This is a genomic window from Lentzea sp. NPDC003310 (genome assembly GCF_040610935.1).
In the GTDB taxonomy this organism is placed as follows: domain Bacteria; phylum Actinomycetota; class Actinomycetes; order Mycobacteriales; family Pseudonocardiaceae; genus Lentzea.
Map to the genome: position 1 here is coordinate 317,770 of NZ_JBEXNC010000008.1, position 19,531 is coordinate 337,300.

General features: G+C 71.3%; 19 protein-coding genes. 10 read left to right on the plus strand and 9 right to left on the minus strand.

The genetic code is table 11. The features are described 5' to 3' along the window. The first annotated feature begins 1 nt into the window (after position 1). The 4 genes from ABZX02_RS18720 to mycP all read left to right on the plus strand — a co-directional run bounded on the left by ABZX02_RS18720 (position 2) and on the right by mycP (position 4,872). Positions 2-997: an ADP-ribosylglycohydrolase family protein gene (locus ABZX02_RS18720; protein ID WP_355299706.1), complete on the plus strand. Its 996-nt coding sequence runs from the start codon at positions 2-4 to the stop codon at positions 995-997. A 38-nt stretch (positions 998-1,035) separates the two neighbouring features. Beyond that, positions 1,036-2,412 carry a cytosine permease gene (locus ABZX02_RS18725; protein WP_355299708.1) on the plus strand — a complete coding sequence of 459 codons (1,377 nt, stop codon included), beginning with the start codon at positions 1,036-1,038 and terminating at the stop codon, positions 2,410-2,412. After that, the gene (locus tag ABZX02_RS18730; RefSeq protein ID WP_355299710.1) at positions 2,405-3,373 is read left to right on the plus strand and encodes a PfkB family carbohydrate kinase; all 969 of its coding nucleotides are present in this window, start codon (positions 2,405-2,407) and stop codon (positions 3,371-3,373) included. Before ABZX02_RS18725 ends, ABZX02_RS18730 begins: the two co-directional genes overlap by 8 nt. Before the next feature lie 83 nt (positions 3,374-3,456). Further along, positions 3,457-4,872 carry a type VII secretion-associated serine protease mycosin gene (mycP, locus tag ABZX02_RS18735; protein WP_355299712.1) on the plus strand — a complete coding sequence of 472 codons (1,416 nt, stop codon included), beginning with the start codon at positions 3,457-3,459 and terminating at the stop codon, positions 4,870-4,872. A gap of 44 nt (positions 4,873-4,916) precedes the next feature. Here the strand turns inward: mycP and ABZX02_RS18740 are convergent, their stop codons facing one another. Then, the gene (locus ABZX02_RS18740; protein ID WP_355299714.1) at positions 4,917-5,384 is read right to left on the minus strand and encodes a roadblock/LC7 domain-containing protein; all 468 of its coding nucleotides are present in this window, start codon (positions 5,382-5,384) and stop codon (positions 4,917-4,919) included. Positions 5,385-5,389: 5 nt separating this feature from the next. Next, the gene (locus ABZX02_RS18745; RefSeq protein WP_355299716.1) at positions 5,390-5,761 is read right to left on the minus strand and encodes a hypothetical protein; all 372 of its coding nucleotides are present in this window, start codon (positions 5,759-5,761) and stop codon (positions 5,390-5,392) included. A gap of 208 nt (positions 5,762-5,969) precedes the next feature. On the opposite strand from ABZX02_RS18745, the gene ABZX02_RS18750 reads away from it, so the two are divergent. Then, positions 5,970-6,740 (plus strand): DinB family protein, encoded by a 771-nt coding sequence (locus tag ABZX02_RS18750; protein ID WP_355299718.1) that lies wholly within the window; start codon positions 5,970-5,972, stop codon positions 6,738-6,740. On the opposite strand, the gene ABZX02_RS18755 is transcribed toward ABZX02_RS18750, so the two are convergent. The 4 genes from ABZX02_RS18755 to ugpC are packed head-to-tail and all read right to left on the minus strand — an operon-like array spanning position 6,730 to position 11,400. After that, entirely contained in the window at positions 6,730-7,635 is a 906-nt protein-coding gene (locus ABZX02_RS18755; RefSeq protein WP_355299719.1) for a carbohydrate ABC transporter permease, read from the minus strand. The two genes, ABZX02_RS18750 and ABZX02_RS18755, sit on opposite strands and share 11 nt — an antisense overlap. Continuing rightward, the gene (locus ABZX02_RS18760) at positions 7,632-8,927 is read right to left on the minus strand and encodes an ABC transporter permease subunit (RefSeq protein WP_355299721.1); all 1,296 of its coding nucleotides are present in this window, start codon (positions 8,925-8,927) and stop codon (positions 7,632-7,634) included. The genes ABZX02_RS18755 and ABZX02_RS18760 overlap by 4 nt, the downstream gene beginning before the upstream one ends. Then, positions 8,924-10,198 carry an ABC transporter substrate-binding protein gene (locus ABZX02_RS18765; RefSeq protein ID WP_355299723.1) on the minus strand — a complete coding sequence of 425 codons (1,275 nt, stop codon included), beginning with the start codon at positions 10,196-10,198 and terminating at the stop codon, positions 8,924-8,926. Before ABZX02_RS18765 ends, ABZX02_RS18760 begins: the two co-directional genes overlap by 4 nt. An 8-nt stretch (positions 10,199-10,206) precedes the next feature. Continuing rightward, entirely contained in the window at positions 10,207-11,400 is a 1,194-nt protein-coding gene (ugpC, locus tag ABZX02_RS18770; protein ID WP_355299725.1) for a sn-glycerol-3-phosphate ABC transporter ATP-binding protein UgpC, read from the minus strand. Between the two features lie 132 nt (positions 11,401-11,532). Here ugpC and ABZX02_RS18775 point away from each other — a divergent pair, with 132 nt between their 5' ends. After that, positions 11,533-12,216, plus strand: coding sequence for a response regulator transcription factor (locus ABZX02_RS18775; protein ID WP_355299727.1), 684 nt, complete (start codon positions 11,533-11,535; stop codon positions 12,214-12,216). Further along, positions 12,213-13,424, plus strand: a complete 1,212-nt coding sequence (locus tag ABZX02_RS18780; RefSeq protein WP_355299728.1) for a HAMP domain-containing sensor histidine kinase — start codon at positions 12,213-12,215, stop codon at positions 13,422-13,424. Before ABZX02_RS18775 ends, ABZX02_RS18780 begins: the two co-directional genes overlap by 4 nt. Positions 13,425-13,427: 3 nt before the next feature. Here the strand turns inward: ABZX02_RS18780 and ABZX02_RS18785 are convergent, their stop codons facing one another. Further along, the gene (locus ABZX02_RS18785) at positions 13,428-13,724 is read right to left on the minus strand and encodes a YiaA/YiaB family inner membrane protein (protein ID WP_355299730.1); all 297 of its coding nucleotides are present in this window, start codon (positions 13,722-13,724) and stop codon (positions 13,428-13,430) included. A gap of 115 nt (positions 13,725-13,839) precedes the next feature. Between ABZX02_RS18785 and ABZX02_RS18790 the strand changes: the two genes are divergently transcribed. After that, complete coding sequence (locus ABZX02_RS18790; protein WP_355299732.1) at positions 13,840-14,004, plus strand: hypothetical protein; 165 nt, start codon at positions 13,840-13,842, stop codon at positions 14,002-14,004. A gap of 164 nt (positions 14,005-14,168) precedes the next feature. Here ABZX02_RS18790 and ABZX02_RS18795 read toward each other — a convergent pair whose 3' ends face one another. Next, positions 14,169-14,399: a trehalase-like domain-containing protein gene (locus ABZX02_RS18795; RefSeq protein ID WP_355299734.1), complete on the minus strand. Its 231-nt coding sequence runs from the start codon at positions 14,397-14,399 to the stop codon at positions 14,169-14,171. Positions 14,400-14,669: 270 nt separating this feature from the next. Between ABZX02_RS18795 and ABZX02_RS18800 the strand changes: the two genes are divergently transcribed. Both ABZX02_RS18800 and ABZX02_RS18805 read left to right on the plus strand, forming a co-directional pair. Then, the gene (locus ABZX02_RS18800) at positions 14,670-16,157 is read left to right on the plus strand and encodes a sigma-70 family RNA polymerase sigma factor (RefSeq protein WP_355299736.1); all 1,488 of its coding nucleotides are present in this window, start codon (positions 14,670-14,672) and stop codon (positions 16,155-16,157) included. Between the two features lie 47 nt (positions 16,158-16,204). After that, positions 16,205-16,678 (plus strand): hypothetical protein, encoded by a 474-nt coding sequence (locus ABZX02_RS18805; RefSeq protein ID WP_355299738.1) that lies wholly within the window; start codon positions 16,205-16,207, stop codon positions 16,676-16,678. Here the strand turns inward: ABZX02_RS18805 and ABZX02_RS18810 are convergent. Further along, positions 16,664-19,507, minus strand: coding sequence for a BTAD domain-containing putative transcriptional regulator (locus tag ABZX02_RS18810; RefSeq protein ID WP_355299740.1), 2,844 nt, complete (start codon positions 19,505-19,507; stop codon positions 16,664-16,666). The two genes, ABZX02_RS18805 and ABZX02_RS18810, sit on opposite strands and share 15 nt — an antisense overlap. Positions 19,508-19,531: the final 24 nt, after the last annotated feature.

Sequence of the window (19,531 nt, forward strand, 5' to 3'; positions counted from 1 at the left end):
GATGAGCACCTCCGACCGCGCGCTGGCCGCGTTCCGCGGACTGGCCCTGGGCGACGCGCTGGGCATGCCCACGCAGTCGCTGTCCCGCACCGAGATCCTCGCCGACCACGGCCCCGTCACCGGGCTGCTCGATGCCGGGCCGCGGCAGCGCATCGCCGCCGGGATGGCCGCCGGGTCGATCACCGACGACACGGAACAGGCCGTGCTGCTGGCCGAACTGCTGGTCGAGGGCGACGGCGTCGTCGACCCGGTCGTGCTGGCGCGGCGGTTGCTCGCCTGGGAGGACGGGATGCGCGAGCGCGGCTCGCTCGACCTGCTCGGCCCGTCCACCAAGGCGGCGCTGGCGCGGCTGGAGGCCGGGGTCCCCGCCGAGGAGGCAGGCCGGTTCGGTGCCACGAACGGCGCCGCCATGCGCATCACGCCGGTCGGGATCGCCGTCGGCGCCGGCGACCTGAAGTCCTTTGTGGACGTAGTCGCGCGGACCAGCGCGCCGACGCACAACACCGGTCTGGGCATCGCCGCGGCCGCCGCCGTCGGTGCCGCCGTGAGCGCGGGGGTGGACGGCGCGAGCCTGGCCGACGCCGTCGAGGTCGCCGTCGCCGCGGCCGAGGAGGGCGGGCGGCGCGGCTACTGGGTGGCGGGCGGGTCGATCGCGGCCCGGTTGCGCTGGGCGCTCCCCTACCTGACCTCGCTCGGTTCCGCGGCTCGTGAGGCGGCGTTGGTCGACGTCGTCGGCACCTCCGTGGCGGCACAGGAGTCCGTGGTCGCCGCCCTCGCGCTCGCCGCGCTGGCCGACGACCCGTGGGACGCGCTCTGCCAGGCCGCGAGCCTCGGTGGCGACACGGACACCATCGCCGCGATGGCCGGCGCGGTCCTCGGCGCCACGCACGGCGGTGCGATCTGGCCCGCCGCCGCCGTCGCCACCGTCGAGGAGGTCAACGGGCTCGACCTCGGCCCGCTCGTCGGCAAGCTGCTCGACCTCCGAGGAAGGGCTTAGCTCTCAAGCGTTTCCGTCATCGTCGTCTGGAGACCGTCATGTCCACAGCCACCCGCGGCGCGCTCAGCGCCGTCGAACAGCGCGGCATCGAGCCCGTGCCCGCCGCCGACCGCACCGGCAACCCCCTGCAGCTGTTCTGGGTGTGGTTCGCGGCCAACATCTCCATCCTCGGCCTGCCGCTGGGCGCCACGCTGGTCGCCTTCCAGTTCCTCAACATCTGGCAGGCGCTGGTCGTGGCCGCGGTCGGCGCGGCGGGGTCGTTCGCGGTGGTCGGTGTCGTGTCGGTGGCCGGGCGACGGGGTGGCGCGCCGAGCATGACGTTGTCCCGCGCGGTCTTCGGCACCCGCGGCAACGCCGGTCCGACCCTGGTCGCGCTGGCGTCGCGGCTCGGCTGGGAGACGGTCAACACGACCACCGGCGCGTTCGTGCTGCTGTCGCTGTTCACCCTCGCGTTCGGCACGGCGACGGACGCGAAGTCCGTGCCGGTGCTCACGATCGTCGCGATCGCGGTGTTCGAGCTGTGCACGCTGCTGGTCTCCGGGCTCGGTCACGCGGCGATCCTGGTGATCCAGAAGTGGGCGACGTGGATCTTCGGTGCGCTGAACGTGGTCGTGGGCGTCGTGCTGGTGGCCACTGTGGACTGGAGCGCGGTCGCGGCGATGCCCGCGGGGCCGTTCACGGCCGTGCTGGCGGGCATCGGCGTGATCGCGGGCGGCACGGGCATCGGCTGGGCGAACGCGGGCGCGGACATGGCCCGCTACCAGAAGACCAGTGTGCGGGCCGGACGTCTGATCAGCGCCAGCGCGGCCGGCGCCGGCATCCCGCTGGTGCTGCTGATCGGCCTCGGCGCGCTGCTGACCGCGGGCGACGACTCGCTCGCGTCCGCGTCGGACCCGGTGGCCGCGATCCGCGAGCTGCTGCCGTCGTGGATGGCCGTGCCGTACCTGATCGCGGCGTTCGGCGGGTTGCTGCTGTCGAACCACCTGTCGGTCTACTCGGCCGGGCTCACCACGCTGACGCTGGGCGTGCGGGTGCCGCGGGTGTACGCGGTCGCGCTGGACGTGGCCGTCACGTTCCTCGGCGCGATCTACTTCATGCTGCTGGCCGAGAACTTCTACGGCCCGTTCATCTCGTTCATCTCGCTGCTGGCCATCCCGATCACCGCGTGGCTCGGCGTCTTCCTGGTCGACATGGTCAAGCGCCGCCACTACGACCCGGCCGCGCTGCTCGACATGACCCGCCAGGGCGCCTACTTCTACCGCGGCGGCGTGGAGTGGCGGGCGACCTCGGCCTGGGCCGCCGCCATCGTCGTGGGCTACCTGCTGCTCGCGGGCGGCTTCGGCTCGATCGGCTGGATCGTCACGTTCGTCGTGGCCGCGGCGGCCTACTCCGCGCTGGGAGGTGCCCGTGACTGAGGCCCGGCTGATCTCCACCGGCAACGTGATCGTCGACATCGTGCTGACCGTCGACCGCGTCCCGGAACCGGGCGGCGACGTCATCGCCACGTCCTCGCGGATGACGGCGGGCGGCGGCCTCAACACCCTCGTCGCCGCCCGGCGCACGGACCTGCCCGTCGTGTTCGCCGGCCAGTACGGCACCGGCCCGATGGGCGACATCGTGCGCGCCGCCCTCGCCGGGAGCGACTGCGTCGTCGTCCAAAGCGGACTGTCCGATGTCGACAGCGGCTACTGCGTCGCACTGGTCGACGCGACCGCCGAACGCACGTTCGTCACCACGGTGGGCGCGGAAGGCCGCCTCACGCGCGAGGACCTGGACCGCGTGCCCGTCACCGGACAGGACCTCGTCCACGTCTCCGGCTACAGCCTGGCCCACCCGGTCAACGCGGCCGCGCTGGCGGCGTGGCTGCCGGGCCTGCCCACCGGCACCAGGCTGATCACCGACCCGTCGCCGCTGGTCGGCTCGCTCGACCCGGCACTGCTCGACGCGACGCTGCGGCGCACCGACGTGCTCAGCGCCAACGCGAGGGAGGCGACGATCATGACCGGCGCCGGGGACCCGGCCGAGGCCGCCACCGCGTTGGTGCCGCGCGTCCGCTCCGGTGGGTTCGTCGTGGTCCGCGACGGCGCGGTGGGCTGCTGGCTCGCGGGCGAGCCGATCGGACCGGAACCCGTGCGGGTGCCGGGTTTCCCGGTGCACGCGGTCGACACGAACGGTGCCGGCGACGCGCACGCCGGGGTGCTGGCCTCGGCACTCGCGGCCGGTCTGGGTCCGGTGGAGGCGGCGCGGCGGGCCAACGCGGCCGCGGCGATCGCCGTCACCCGGTCCGGCCCGGCCACCGGGCCGACGACCGCGGAGCTCGACGCGTTCCTGCGCGACGCCGACCACCTGAAGCGCGCTTCAGGTTGGGGCACTTAGTTTTTTGCGGCCTCGGGCCGTCCTGTGGTGGACTCAGGTCACCGCCGATCGGGGGTCGGCGGGCTCGACCGGGGGTCACCACGATGAAGATCGTCCAGGGGTTCCGCCGTGCCACGGCGACGGCGGCCGCCACCACACTGCTGCTCACCGGAGCGCTTCCCGCGGCGTCCGCGCAGCCGTCGTCCACCGCGCCGGCGGTCACACCGAACTCGGTGCCGCCGCCCCTGCCGGCCGGCGCCCAGCCGCCGCGGGACACGGGCGGGCCGGACGTGCCGTACACGCCCACCGACAAGGGCTGCGTCGAGTCCGACACGAAGAACGAGCTGATCGAGTACAAGCCGTGGGGCCAGGTCCACCTGAACCTGGAGCAGGCGCACCGGTTCGCGACCGGCAAGGGTGTCAAGATCGCGATCATCGACACGGGCGTCGACCCGCGCAACCCGCGCTTCGGCAGCAGGGTCGTGCCCGCCGGTGAGTACGTCCACGGCACCAAGAACGGCGCGGACGACTGCGACGGCCACGGCACCGAGGTCGCGGGGGTCGCGGCGGCGGCGCGGACCGAGGGCGACTTCGTCGGTGCCGCACCGGAGGCGACGATCCTCGCGATCCGCCAGACCAGCGACCGCTTCGAGTTCAGGGGTGACGCCACCAGGCCGAAGCGCGACTCCGCCGGCAAGGTGTCGACGCTCGCGCAGGCCGTCGTGCGCGCCGCGGACCAGGGCGCGGGCGTCGTCAACATCTCGCTGACGAACTGCGGCAGTCCCAAGGACTTCAGCGCGGACGACCAGGCGCTGCAGGCCGCGATCCGGTACGCGGTGGACGTCAAGAACACCGTGATCGTCACCGCGGCCGGCAACCTCGACGCCAAGGCCGGGTGTCCCCAGCAGAACAACAACCTCGACCCGGCGACCGTCAACTCCGTGTCCTCGCCCGCGTGGTTCGCCGACGACGTGCTGTCGGTCGCGTCGATCTCCCGTTCCGGCGAGGTGTCGGGCTTCAGCGTCTGGGGGCCGTGGATCAGCATCGCGGCGCCCGGTGAGGAGATCATCTCCGTCGACCCCAAGGGCACCGGCCTGACGAACGCGAACGTGAAGGCCGACGGGGTGCAGAAGATCCAGGGCACGAGCTTCGCGGCGCCGTACGTCGCGGGCATCGCCGCGCTGGTGCGCGAGCGCTACCCGGAGCTCGACGCCCGCCAGGTGATGGCACGGCTCAAGGCCACGGCGCTGCACCCCGGCAACGTGTCCGGCAGGGACCACAAGACCGGCTTCGGCATGGTGAACCCGGTGGCCGCGCTGACCGCCGTGCTGCCCGCCGAGGCCGCCGGTTTCGAGCCGCCGCGCCCCAGGGACGCGGACACGGTCGTCACCGCGCCGCCGGGACTGGACTGGCCGCCGATCGTCGTGGCTCTGAGCGGTGTCGGGATCGGGATCGCGTTGCTGCTGCTGACGCTCGTCGTCCGCAACTCGGTCACCCGCCGCGGGTCCGCCCGGCCGTGACACGAGGCCGGTTGCCGCGACGGGGCGGCAACCGGCCTTCCGCTTCAGGCCGCGAGAGCCTCCTGCAGCAGGCTCAGCGCCTGCTTGGCGCGGACGTTGAACATGCCCATCGTGGTGTCGCGTTCGCCGAGCACCACCAGCAGCGTGTCGTCGTCCACGCCGAACACGCCGACCTGGCCCGACTCGCCCTCGAAGAACACGGCCCTGGGGGTGCCGACCCTCGCCTGCGAGGTGAACTGCGAGGCGAGTCCCGCGGCGGCCGCGGCCATCGCGGCGACGCCGTCGTCCTCGATGTCGCGGGTGATCCCGCAGAGCACCAGGCCGTCCCGCGTCGCGACCAGCACACCGTTGATGGAGATGGTGTCGATGTCGCCGTGGACCCGTTGCAGCGCCTCGGTCATCTTCCTGGCGTTGTGGCCCGTTCCCTGCCGGGCGATCGCCGGTGCCGGTGCCGTCGCCCCGCGCCTGCGCATGGGCAGCGCGCCGGCGGTGTGCGCAGCGTCGGTGGACATCTCGTTCACACCGTCAGGTCGGCTTCGATGGCCTTGAGGCTGTGCCGGGCGAGGGCGAGGTTCGCCCGCTCCCGGTCGAGGACGAGGTAGAGGAACAGCGAGTCGCCGCGCTTGCCCCCGGAGAGCAGGCGGATCAGGTGGTACTGGCGGTGCAGCGTGATGAGGATGTCCTCGATCTCGTCGTTGAGCTGCAGGGCCCCGATCACCCGCTGCTTGGAGCGGACGACCTCGGTGTTGCCCGCGGCGGCCACCTCCAGGTTCAGCCAGTCGCCCCCGCCGAGCGAGCCGAGGGACATGCCGCTGTCGTAGTCCACGAGCGCGACACCCACCGCTCCCGTGATGGTCATCGCCTCTTTGAGCGCCGTCTCGATGTTCATCCGAATGCTTCTCCTCGTGCGCGCTTTGTCACACACGGTTGCGATTTCTCTGAAGCCCCACCGAAAACCGCTGGCAGACCGCGTGATCATGTCACCCTACGTCGTCATTCGTGACCGATGAACAGACCGTTCGGAGCAACGTGCCCGCGCACCGGTCCGTTTAGGACCGAACAGAACTCCTGTTGGGACGGTCGGGCAGCATGGGGGCATGAGCGATCAGGTAGCGAGCTTCCGCCACCCCGACAACCTGCGCGGGGCCACCTTCACCGACGTGAGCCTGCGCGGTGCGCGGTTCACCCGCGCGAACTTCACCGGCGTGGTCATGCGGGCGGTGGAGGTCGGCGGCACGGACATCGACGCGCCGTGGCTGCTCGAAGGCGGCAACACGTTGCTGGTCAACGGCGTCGACGTCACGCCGTACGTCGAGGCGGAGCTGAACCGGCGCTTCCCCGGCCGCGCCGAACGCCGCGCGCAGGACCCGGACGGGCTGCGCGCGGCGTGGGCGAGGGTCGAGGCCGCCTGGGACTCCGCCGTGGACCGGGTCGCCGCGCTGCCGCCGGGTTCGCAGGACGTGTCGGTGGACGGCGAGTGGTCGTTCGCCGAGACGGTCCGGCACCTCGTCATGGCCACCGACACCTGGCTCGGCCGCGCGATCCTGGGCAAGGAGCGGCCGTACCACCCGCTGGGGATGCCGAACGCCGAGTACGAGACCGACGGGTACGACCTGTCCGTCTTCAGCCTCGGCACCCCGCCCTACGCCGAGGTGCTCGCGGCGCGGGAGGACCGGACGCGGATGGTCCGCGAGTTCCTCGCCACCGCGACCGAGGCCGACCTCGCCGTCCCCCGCGCCAACCCGTGGGGCCCCGACCACACGGAGTCCACGTTGTCGTGCCTGCACACGATCCTCGAGGAGGAGTGGGAGCACCTGCGCTACGCCACGCGCGACCTCGACACCGTCGAGCGCGGCCTCACTTCGTAGAGCCCGCCAGCACTCCCTGCACGAAGTACCGCTGGAACACCAGGAACACCAGCAGCGGCACGACCATCGACAGGAACGCGCCCGTCGACAGCACGTCGATGTTCGTGCCGAACTGCCGCAGCTGGGCCCGCAGCCCCACGGTGATCGGCGCCGAGTCCTGGTCCGCGAACACCAGCGCCACCAGCAGGTCGTTCCACACCCAGAGGAACTGGAAGATCGTCAGCGACGCGATGGCCGGCTTCGCGACCGGCAGGACCACCCGCTTGAAGATCACCCACTCCGTCGCGCCGTCCATCCGCGCGGCCTCGATCAGGTCGCGCGGGATGCCGGTGAAGAAGTTGCGCAGCAGGAAGATGGCGAACGGCAGTCCGAACGCGACGTGGAACAGCACCACGCCGGCGATCGTGCCGAACAGCCCCAGCGCGCCGAACAGCTTCGCCACCGGGATGAGCGCGACCTGGATCGGCATGACCAGCAACCCGACCACGACCACGGTCAGCGTCTCGCGGCCCGGGAACTCGATCCACGCCAGGGCGTATGACGCCAGCGACGCCATCACGACCACCAGAACCGTTGCGGGCACGGCGATGTAGAACGTGTTGAGGAACGACTGCCACACGTCGCGGTCCGCCACGAGCGCGGCGTAGTTGTCGAGCGTCAGCTCGGCGGGCTTGGTGAAGATCGTCCACCAGCCGCTCGTGGTGTTGGCCGACTCGTCGCGCAACGACGCGATCAGCAGGCCGAACACGGGCACCAGCCAGAACACCGCCACCAGGGCGAGCACGACCTGCACGAACCCGTTGCCCAGCCGGGACACGAACCGCGTCAGCACGGACCGCCTGGGCGCGCCCGCCACGGGCACGTCGATGCGGACCTCTTCGGCCACCAGGGTCACGACCGCTCCCGTCGGAATCGGCGGATGTTGAACAGCATCGCCGGGGCCACCAGCAGGAACAGGATCATCGCGAGCGCGCTGCCCGCCCCCTGGTCGCCGCCCGTGCCGAAGGACACCTGCCACATCTGCAGGGCCAGCACGTTGGCCTCCGCCTGCACCGAGCCCGGTGCGATCACGAACACCAGCTCGAAGATCTTCAGCACGTTGATCACGAGCGTCACGAACACCACCAGCAGCACCGGTGAGAGCAGCGGGACGGTGACGCGCCGGAACACCTGCCACTCGGTCGCGCCGTCCACCCGCGCGGCCTCCAGCGCGTCGCGCGGGATCGCGGACAAGCCCGCCGCGATGAACGTGATCGCGAAGCCGGTCATGATCCAGATCCAGGACGAGATGATCACCGGGGTGATCAGTGCCTGCCCGAGCCAGGTGTGGCCGCGGAACGGCGGCGCGAAGTTCTCCGCGGGCAACCGCACCGAGACCTCGCCCGCACCCAGGTCCGGGAAGGTGAACCTGCCGTCGTCACCGGTGGTGGTGCGGGCGACGACCTGCCCGTCGCGCACCGCCTCCACCACCACGCCAGGCGTGCCGCGCTCGGTCGGGTCGACCCTGCCCGCGGCGCCGCCCACCGACACGTCGAGCCACACGAGGCCGCGCAGCTCGCCCGTGTCCGCCGTCGCCGGGGACGCCGGCAGCGCCTCGGACGGCAGCTGCTGCGGCGAGTACCCGATGAGCGGCAACGAGATCGTGTCGCCCGCCTGCGACGGCCGGATCGCGGTGTAGCCCGCGTCCGTCAGGGCGTACCCGTCGCGCGGCCGCACGCCGGGGTACTTCGAGGAGGGAGCGAAGATGTCGTGCACGCCGACCACGACCGCGTTCACGATGCCCTGGTCCGGCGACTCCGCGTACACGAGCCGGAAGATGATGCCGGAGGCGAACAGCGAGATCGCCATCGGCATGAACAGCACCACCCGGAACGCCGTGGCCCACCGGATGCGTTCGGTCAGCACGGCGAGCACGAGACCGATGCCGGTGACGGCCGCCGGAGCCACGACCACCCAGATCACGTTGTTGCGGAAGGCGATCAGCGTGCGCGGGTCGGTGAAGGTGTCGACGTAGTTGTCCACGCCGACGAACTTCTCCCCCGAGGCGTCGAAGAAGCTGCGGATGAGCGAGAACACCAGCGGGTAGAGCACCAGCGCGGCCAGCACGACCAGTGCGGGGAGCAGGAACGGGATCGCCTGCCGGGGTGAGCGCCCCGGCGCGGCGTCCACGTTCGTCTTCAGTCTCATTTGTAGGCCTTGACCGCGTTGGCTTCCAGGCGCGTCATGATGCCGTCGACGTTCTTCGGGTCGGCCAGGAAGTCCTGCAGGTCCTTCCACTCCCCCGCGCCCTTCGTGCCGCCGAACGCGGCCGGCGCGAGGTCGGACATGTCGAACCGGACGTTGTCGCCCGCTCCCACGATCCGCTGGGCGAGGTCGCGCGTCACGGCGTCGGGGTAGGCGGTCTCCGGGATGTCCTTGTTGGGCGAGAGGAAGCCGCCGAGCTCGGCCCAGATCTTGCCGGACTCCGGCGAGGCCAGGAACTCCATCAACTCGGTGGTCGCCTTGTCGTCCTTGAACTGCACGGCCATGTCACCACCGGCTACCACGGCGTCCTTGCTGCCCGCGACCGAGGGGAACGGGAAGAACTTGGCGTCCTCGCCGACCTTCGCCTTGGTGTTGGTGGTGATGATGCTCGCCACGAAGTCCGCCTCGAAGACCATCGCGGCCGTGGACGGCTCGCCGAAGACGTTGATCACGGACTTCGGGAACTCGGTCTGCAGCGCGCCGGACGCGATCAGCGTCGGGTCGCCCCAGAGCTTCGCCAGCTCCTCCAGCGCCTTCTTCACGCTCGGGTCGGTCCAGGGGATCTCGTGCTTCGCGAGCTTGTCGTAGTTCTCCGGCCCCGCGGTGCGCAGGTAGACGTTCTCGAACCAGTCGGTGAGCGTCCAGCCGTCCGCGCCGCCGACCGACACCGGTGCGACGCCCGTCTCGGCGATGGCCCTGCTCACCTTCACCAGGTCGTCCCACGTCGCCGGCGGCGTCGCGCCGACCTGCCGGAAGGCCTTCTCGCTGTACCAGAACGCGGACTTGTTGGCAGCCTTGAAGGTGAAGCCGTAGAGCTTGCCGTCGACGCTGCCGAGCTGCTTCCACACCGGGGCGTTGTGGTCGGTGACGGCCTTCTCGACGTCGGCGTTCAGCGGCTTGAGCGCCCCCGCTCTGGCGAACTGCCAGGCCAGGCCGGGCTGGGCGACCAGCGCGACGTTCGGTGGTGTGCCGCCCGAGATCCTGGTCTGCACGACGGTGGGCAGCTCGTCACCGGCGGGCGTGTACTTGACCTCGGCTCCCGTCTTGTCGCTGAACGCCTTGAGGACCTGCTCGAAGTTCTTCTGCTCGTCACCGACCCACGGGCCGACGACCTCGATCGTCTGGCCCTTGAGGTCCTCGCCGCCCGCCGGGCCTCCGGTGCACGCGGTGGCCAGGGTGGTCAGCGCGACCAGTGCGATCCACTGCTTCCTCATCGAAGCTCCTACTTCCAGATGGAGGACCCGGTGGCCGGGTCGAAGAAGTGCAGCCGGGAGGTGTCCACCCAGGCGGCGACGGGTTGTCCTTCGTAGATGCGGGTGCGCGGGCTGAACCGTCCCACGAGGACGGTCCCCTTGCCTTTGGTACCGGGCAGGTCGTCGGTGCCGGTGTCCTTGGCGAGCTCGCGGGTGTCGTCGGTGACGACCGGCGGGACGTCGACCGGGAAGTGCACGAGGACGTCCGAGCCCATGGCCTCGACCAGGTCCGCCACGGAGTGCAGGATCTCGCCCTCCCGCGCGTCGGCCAGGGCCGTGTCCTCCATGTCCTCGGGACGGATTCCGACCACGACGTCGCGGCCGACGTACTGCCGCAGCGCGGGCCGTTGCGTGGGCACGGACTCCGGCAGCAGCAACGCGTCCGAGCCGAGCGAGACCCACAGCTGGCCGTCGTTCTCGACGAGCTGCGCGGACACCAGGTTCATGCCCGGCGAGCCGATGAACCCGGCGACGAACAGGTTGACGGGCCGGTCGTAGAGCTCCTGGGGCGGACCGACCTGCTGGAGCACGCCGCGGCGCATGACGGCGACGCGGTCCCCGAGCGTCATGGCCTCGGTCTGGTCGTGCGTGACGTACACCGTCGTCACGCCGATCTCGCGCTGGATCCGCGCGATCTGGGCCCGCATCTGCACGCGCAGCTTGGCGTCCAGATTGGACAGCGGCTCGTCCATCAGGAACGCCTGCGGGGCCCGCACGATCGCCCGGCCCATCGCGACGCGCTGCCGCTGGCCGCCGGAGAGGTTGCGCGGCTTGCGGTCGAGGTGCTCGGTCAGTTCGAGGACCTCGGCCACCTCGCGGACGCGGTGGTCGATCTCCTTCTTGGCGAGCTTGCGCAGCGTGAGGCCGAACGCGATGTTGTCGTACACGTTGAGGTGCGGGTAGAGCGCGTACGACTGGAACACCATCGCAACGTCGCGGTCGCGCGACGGCACGTCGTTCACGACATTCTCACCGATGTGGATGGTGCCCTCGGTGATCTGCTCGAGGCCCGCGATCATCCGCAGCGCCGTCGTCTTGCCGCAGCCCGACGGGCCCACGAGCACCAGGAACTCACCGTCGCGGATCTCCAGGTTGAGGTCGGTGACCGCACGGGTGCCGTCACCGTAGGCCTTGCCCAGCCCCGTCAGAACGACTTCTGCCACGACAACTCCCTGTTCGGTGTGACTGCAGACCGTAGGGTCGGCAGCCCTAAGACAGATTTAAGGACGAAACACGATCTCGATAAGCTCGCTACACCTCTCCCAAACGACCGGTTCGCTGCTTACCCTGCGTGTATGTCGAAGGTGCTCGTGGTCGAGGACGACCCGGTGGTCCAGGCGGCGCTCGTGCACGCGCTGACCGACCTCGGGCACGTCGTGCAGGCCGTCGGCACCGCCGTGGCCGCCCTGCGCGAGGCGGGCACGTCCGAGCTCGACCTCGTGATCCTCGACCTCGGGCTGCCGGACCTCGACGGAGTCGCGGCGCTGCGGATGCTGCGCGGCGTGAGCAACGTACCGGTGATCGTAGCGACCGCGCGGGGCGCCGAGACGTCGGTGGTGAGCACCCTGAACGCGGGCGCGGACGACTACATCGTGAAGCCCTTCTCGGCCGAGCACCTGGCCGCGCGGATCAACGCGCTGCTGCGCCGCACGGGTGGTGCCACCCTGCCGTCCGAGGTGGTGGAGCTCGGCGCGCTGCACATCGACCTGGCCCAGCGCACGGCCGCGCTCGACGGCGCGCCGCTGTCGCTGAGCAGGCGGGAGTTCGACCTGCTCGCCTACCTCGCGCAACGGCCGGGGCGGGTGATCTCGCGGCGGGAGCTGATCCAGGCGGTGTGGGGCAACCCGTACGTCGGCGACGACAAGACGATCGACGTGCACGCGTCGTGGCTGCGGCGCAAGCTCGGCGAGACCGCGGCGCACCCGCGGTACCTGCACACGGTGCGCGGCGTCGGGTTCAAGCTGGCGGCGCCCGAATGAGGGCGGTGATCACCCGCGCCCTGCTGCTCGCTACCGGCCTGGTCGCCCTGGTTTTCGTGGCCACGGCGGGTTTTCTGACCTACGCGCACGCCGCGGCCACCGCGGCGGAGGCCGACCGGCGCGACACCGCCGTCGTGACCGGGGTGCTGGCGGTGTCCGCGGACCCCGACGCGGTCCGCGGCACGATCGCCCGCACGGCCGCCGGCGCCGAGGGCAGGCTGTCCGTGGTGCTGCCCGACGGCACACGGCTCGGCGCGGGTCGCGGCACGCAGGTCGCCTCGGTCGAGGGAGCGGTGGTGTCGGTGGTGCCCGCTGCTGTGTCGTTCCCGTTCCTGCCCTTGCTGCTGGTCCTCGGGGCGGCCGTGCCGGCGGTCGGCGCGGCGGTGTGGCTGGGGCACCGGCCCTTCACGCCCGTGCTGGCGGCGCTGCGCGACCTGACCACGTCGGTCGGGCGGCGGGTGCGGCTGCGCGGGCCGCGTGAGCTCGAGGTGCTGGCCGAGTCGATCGACGCGGCGTCGTCGCGGACGGCGCAGCTGCGCGCCAAGGAGCGCGAGATGATCGCGGACGTGTCCCACCGGTTGCGCACCCCGCTGGCGGCGCTGCGGCTCGACGCGGACGCGATCGGCCCGGGCCAGGTGGCCGACCGGATCCGCAGCGCGGTCAGCACGCTGGGACACGACGTCGACCGGATCATCCAGTCCCTGCAGCCCTCCGACGACGAGGCGGCCACCTGCGACGTGGCGGCGGTCGTGGAGGCGCGGATGGCGTTCTGGTCGGCCCACGCCGCCGACCAGGGCCGGCTGTGCGAGATCGACGTGGGCGAACCCTGCTGGGTGCCGCTCGCCCCCGACGCGCTGGGAGCCGTGGTGGACACGTTGCTGGAGAACGTCTTCCGGCACACGCCGCCCGCCGCACCGGTCGGGGTGTCGGTCGTGCGGCACGCGGGCTGGGTGACGCTGGTGGTCGAGGACGGCGGCACCGGCGTCGCCGACCCGTCCTCCGCCCTGCACCGCGGCAGCAGCGGAGGCGGCTCGACCGGCCTGGGCCTCGACATCGCCCGCGCGGCCGCGGAGGCCACCGGCGGCACGATCCACCTGGAGCGAGGTCGCCTGGGCGGCGCACGGGTCCGGCTGCGGTTCGGGGAGGCCGACAGCCACCACGAGCCGGCGAGCCCGCGCGCGTGGCGGCTGTGGCAGGGGCACCCGTAAGGCTCAGGCGGCGTCGAGCTTGAACGGGTCGTGCTCGGTCAGCAGCTTGTCCAGCCGGGCCCGGTCCACCCTGCTGGTGATGTAGGTGTCCTCCTGTCTGTCCCGGATCACCTTGGCCAGCGTGAACGCCGAGGTGATCGCGTAGAGCATCGCGATGGCGAGGAACGCGCGCACCCACCCGTCCACGGGCAGGAAGACGACTCCGACGCCGACGGCGGTCAGCGAGAGCCCGAACGAGAGGACCGCCTGCACGTAGAACGCGGCGGTCGTCGGCGTGTGCGAGGGCTTGGCAGAGGTCATGCTCCGAGAGTCCTGGGTCACACCGGGACTGTCATGAGTACGGCTACTCAGGTCGGGTCACGGTCTGGCCGCCAGCGCGCAGCGGGATCAGGCCGAGGTGCGAGTAGGCCCGCGGGTGGTTGCCCAGCGCCTGCTCGGCGACCGGGTCGCACTCCTCGAACAGCTCCTCGGCGTCGGCCCGCTGCGCAGCACCCGGTGCAGCCGGCCCAGGAAAGCGCTCGCCTCGTCCGTCGACCCGAGCGCCTGCACGGTGAGAGCGGCGTCGCGCAGCCAGCGGTAGCGGTAGTCCCAGTTGCGGACGCCGCCGATCCGTTCGGGCAGTCCTCTGTGGACAGTCTCGCGCCCAGCGCAGCCCGATCGGCGTCCCCACGACGCGCACGCCGCCCGGGACCGGTTCCGACTGGACAACTTTCTGGCCAAAATCGGGACGGGACGCGAACTCCACTACAGCGGCACCCTCCCTTCGACCAAACGCACCAGTCCGCCGCACAACCTGTCGGTCACCTGAAGGCCCGTCCAGCGGGTTCGCACCGTCATCGAGCCGGATGCGTACCGTTGGCCCAACCGGAGCTGGTTCCTTCGGGGCCACACCGAGAAATGCCCGTCGCCACCGATTAGTTCGGCGAACAAAGCGGGTGAGTCCGGTGCCGGCCGACACAGCCAGGTCACGTCCACATCCGGTGTGACCAGGGCGAAAGCGCTCGGTCGGAGAGCAGGCTGTGCCGTTCGACCGGCACGGCCGCGCGCACCGGAACCAGCTGGGTCAGGAAGTCCACGCAGGTAACGCAAGTAGGCGCCAGGGCCATGAGACCTGTGTTGGGCAAGACTTGCGCGAGTCCTGAACCTCTTTTATTACATCGGATTCGGATGCGTGGATTGTTCGTGTTGAGTCATCTCGATAGGGTCCGCGTATCAGCACAGGGCATCAGGTTGTGAGGGCTTTCTTTGATCGGGCAGCGTGGACGACCGCCGTCGGATGCCGACCTGATCGACGCCGTCAGAGACGGCAGGGTCGAGGAGTACGGCAAGCTCTACGAACGGCACGTGCGCTCGGCGAGCGTCCTCGCGATGCAGCTGTCCTCGTCCTCGTCGGACGCCGACGACCTGGTGGCGGAGGCGTTCGCCAAGGTCCTCGCCGCGTTGCGCGGTGGTGGCGGACCCGGCACGGCGTTCCGGCCGTACCTGCTGACGGCCGTGCGGCACGCGGCGTACGACCGCACCCGCAAGGAGAAGCGCGTCGAACTGGCCGGTGACGTCGAGGAGATCCCGGGCGCCACCAAGGCGACCAGCGTGGAGTTCCGCGACAAGGCGGTCGAGGACCTCGACCAGACGCTGGCCGCGACGGCGTTCGCGACGCTGCCCGAGCGGTGGCAGACCGTCCTGTGGCACACCGCGATCGAGGGCCAGTCCCCCGGCGAGATCGCGCCGCTGCTGGGGTTGACGGCCAACGGCGTCTCGGCGATGGCGTTCCGTGCGCGCGAGGGGCTGCGCAAGGCGTTCCTGCAGGCGCACGTCAACCAGGAGCCGGCGGAGAAGTGCCGCGCCACGGTGACGAAGCTCGGCGCGTGGACCCGCGGCAGCATCAAGGGCCGCGAGGCCATCCAGATCGACGAGCACATGGACACGTGCGCGGAGTGCCGCAAGCTCGCGAGCGAGCTGTCCGACGTGAACGGCGCGCTGCGGGGCCTCGTCGCCCCCATCGTGCTCGGCACGGGCACCGCCGGTTACCTCGCCGCCGCCGCGACCGCGGGCAAGGGCGCCGCCGTGGGCATCAGCCTGACGTCGTGGCTCGGGGTCGCCGCGTCGGCCGCCGCCGTCGTGGTGGTCGCCGCGTCCGGCGTGGTGAGCACGGACGGCGGCGGCACGGCCTCCACGATCCCGGGCGCCGCGCCGGGGACCAGCACCAGTGCCTCGGACGGCGTCCAGCAGACGGGTCAGTCCGGCCAGCCCGGCTCCTCCCAGCCCTCCGGCGCCCCCGCGCCGGGAGGCACGTCGGCGGGATCGGCCGCGCCGGGTGTGGGGACGAGCGGGCCGAACGCGCCGGTGGTCACCACGACGGTCAATACGGTCGCGCCCGCGGCGGCCCGGCTGTCCGCGGACGCGCCCGGCAGCATCGCGATGACCACCGAGGGCCCCGCGAACGAGATGAACATCAGCATCACCAACAACGGCGACGCCCCGACGACCGTGCCAACGTTGACGCTGACGATGCCGGACAAGATCAAGACGGTCGGGCCGGGCAAGACCAACGTGGGCATGATCGGCTGCCCGGCGGGCAAGGGCACGGTGACGTGCGAGGGCGGCCAGACGCTCGCGCCCGGCCAGACGATCACGTTCCGCGCCCGGCTGCAGGCGGGCAACAAGGCGGGCGACGGCGTCATCACGGGCGTGGCGGGACCGGTGACGGTGAGCATCCCCGTCACGATCAGCTGAGTCCACTTCGGACAGCAGGATCGGCCCGCTGACCGCACCATGGGCGGGTGGACGAGCTCACGGCGGCGTTGACGGGCCTGGAGGCGCCGTTCCGCACGCTCGTGGACGACTCGGAGTGGGCGCACGCGAGCGTGGAGGGCCTGGTGCTCGACCTCGGCACGTGGTGGTCCGCCGACGACCTGACCCGCCTGCAGCCGCAGGTGACGTTCAGCGACGCCTTCAGCGAGGCGGGCCGGCACGACGGCGGCGTGTACGTCGAGGGGTTCCTCTGGACCGGTGGCGGCGCGGTCGCCGCGGCGTGGTGCGGTCTGGGCGGCGCCGTGGTCTACGGACCCCGTGCGGAGGCCTACCTCGGCGTGGCGCTGTCCCCGCACTTCTGCCGCCGGGTCCAGCAGCGCAACGGCACAGCCGCGGTGCTCATGAGCAAGCACCCGAGGCTGTTGCCGTTGCTGCGGGACGGGCTGCCGCGCGGCGCGGTGCTGCCCGGCGGGAGGCCGGGTCCCCGGTCAGCCGGTGCCTAGGGCGGCGAACCGCTCGTCCGCTTCCCGCTGGTGCCGGGCCGCCTCGGCGGGATCCGCGACGGCCTGGGCGAGGTGCTTGTGCGCGTTGGCGGCCTCACGCCGGTCGTCGATCCGTTCGGCCAGTTCGAGCGCCTCACGCAACCGCGTCACGGCCTCAGTGGGCCGTCCGGCCGCCGTGAGCACCTCCCCGAGGTAGTTGAGTACCACGGTTTCCGTCGTCACGTCACCGATAGCGCGCACGGCGGCGAGGGCCGATTCCAGTGCTTCCAACGCCTCGGCGTGCCGGCCCATCGCGTGCAGGATCATGCCGAGCGCGCTCTGGGTGTCCGCCTCGTCGCGGCGGCTGCCCATCTCGCGCATCAACGCGAGCGCGGACGTGCACGCCTGCAGTGCCTCGTCGTAGCGGCCGAGCGCGCTGTAGATGTTGCTGACGTTGCTCATCGCCTGCGACTCGAGGTGCCGGTCGCCGAGCTGCCGCGCCACCGTGATGGCCTGTTCGAGGAGGTCGGCGGCCTCGGCGTGGCGGCCGAGGGTCCGGTAGACCAGCGAGAGGTTGTTCAGCGTGCCCGCCACGCCCTGCAGGTCGCCCAGCTCGCGGAGCATCTCGATGGCCTGCTCGTTGTAGTGGATCGCCTTGGGGTACTGCGCCGTCTGCCAGAACACCATCGCGTAGTTCTTGGTGGTGATGGCGAGTGCGGCAGGCTCGTCCTTCGCGGCCTCCAGTGCCAGCTCGTTGATCGTGGCCCAGTCACGCGTGTGGCCGCGCACCATGCAGAAGAACGTCAACGCGCGCGCGAGCTGCCACGTGTGCGTGCGCCAGTCACCGTCGAGTGACAGCGCCACGGCGGCCACGAGCGTCTGGCGTTCGGTCTCCAGCCATTCGACCGCGTGGTCGTAGTCGCGCAGCACCAGCCGGGACTCCGGCCGGTAGGAGATGTCCACCTCGTACTTGCGCGCGGCGGGCGACATCAGCCGCGTCGCCTGGTTCGCCGTGTCGAGGAAGTGGTCGAGCAGCCTGGTCAGCGGCTCGCGGCTGCCGTCCACCTTGGACTGCGCGTACTGCCGCAGCAGGTCGTGCATCCGGTACCGGCCGAGCGTCGCCGACTCCAGCAGGTGCACGTCGACGAGGTCCTCGAGCATGCCGTCGCACTCGAGCGGGTCGAGCTCGCCCAGCGCGGCGGCCTGGTCGACGTCGAAATCGGTGCCGTGGTGCAGGCCCAGCAGGCCGAAGAGCCGCTGGTGCCCGGTGGGCAGCTGGCTGAACGACAGCGCGAACACCGCGTCCAGTTCGGATAATCGTCCCTCGCGCAACCGCGTCGCGAGATGGGCGGTGGTCCAGGTGGGACGGCTGCGGAGCCGTCCGGCGGCCAGGCGCACGGCCAGCGGGAGCCGCCCGCACAGTTCGACGACCTCGCGCGCGGCTTCGTCCGTGCCGCGCTCGTCGCCCACGATCGTGGCGAAGAGCTGCAACGCCTCCGCCTCGGACAACACGTCCAGCGTGAGCGTCGACGTGCCCTCCAGCTCGACCAGCCGCGCGCGGGACGTGACCAGCACCAGCGAACCGGGCACGCCCGGCAGCAGCGGGCGGACCTGGTCGGCGCTCACGGCGTTGTCGAGCACCACGAGCAACTTGCGCCGCGAGAGCTCGCCACGCCACATGGCGGCCCGTTCGTCGAGGCTGACCGGGATCTCCTCGATGCCCAACGCGCGCAAGAGCACATCTAGCGCGTCCGTGGGTTCCACGGGCGCACGGCCCGCAGTGTGCGCGTGCAGGTCGATGAACAGCTGACCGTCCGGATACTCCAGACGGTGCGCCAGGTGCACGGCGAGCGTCGTCTTGCCGACGCCCGGCATGCCGTCGATCGCGGAGATCACCACGGCTGCCTTGCCGGTGACCGCCCTGGTCAGCCGGTCGATCTCGATGGTGCGGCCGGTGAAGTCCGCGACGTCGCGCGGCAGCGTGTTCAGCGCCGGGCGCGGCTGGTCGCCGCGCAACAGCCGGGCGTGCAGCTCGCGCAGTTCGCTGCCCGGATCGGTGCCGAGCTCGTCGGCGAGCAGCACCCGCACGTCCTCGAACGCCTGCAGCGCCTCGGCGGGCCGGTTGGCCCGCTGCAACGCGTGCATGAGCTGCAGCCACAGCTGTTCGCGCAACGGGAACTGCTTGGTGAGCCGCCGCAGCTCGGCGATCAGCCGTTCGCCCTGGCCGAGCTCGATCGACAGCCGCGCGTGCTGCTCGGCGACGGTGAGCCGCCGTTCCTGCAGCAGCGTGAGCTCCGCTTCGAGCCGTGGTCCGACCGTGAGGCCGTCCAGCGCGGGACCGCGCCACAGCGCGAGGGCTTCCTCGTACCGTGCGGCCGCCTCGCGGTGGTCGCCCTGTTTCAACGCCTCGTCCCCGGCCGCGCACAGGCGGCTGAAGACGGCGACGTCCACCTCGTCGTCCGCCACCCTGAGCCGGTATCCACCCGGAACGGTGACGAGGTCGTCCTGCACGAGCTTGCGCAGGGCGGCGACGTAGGTCCTGATGTTCGATTCGGGAGCCGCGGGTGGGGATTCCCACACCGCTTCGCTCAGATGTTCAAAGCTGACCGTCTCGTTGGCATGGAGTGCCAACGCTGCCAGCAACGTCCTTTGCCGGGGCCCGCCCAGCCGCAGTTCCACGCCCCCACGCCAAATCTGCAGCGGCCCAAGAAGCCGATACCGCACTAGCCCTCCTCGGGGGGCATGGTGCCAGAACTCGGGGTGGCTGTGCGGAATTTGTGCGGACGATCTTGGAAACTGGGCGCACGCCGCCGTGAAGAGGGGGAACGAAGATGGACCTGAGCAGATCATGGTCGGGCCAGGCAGCCTAAGATG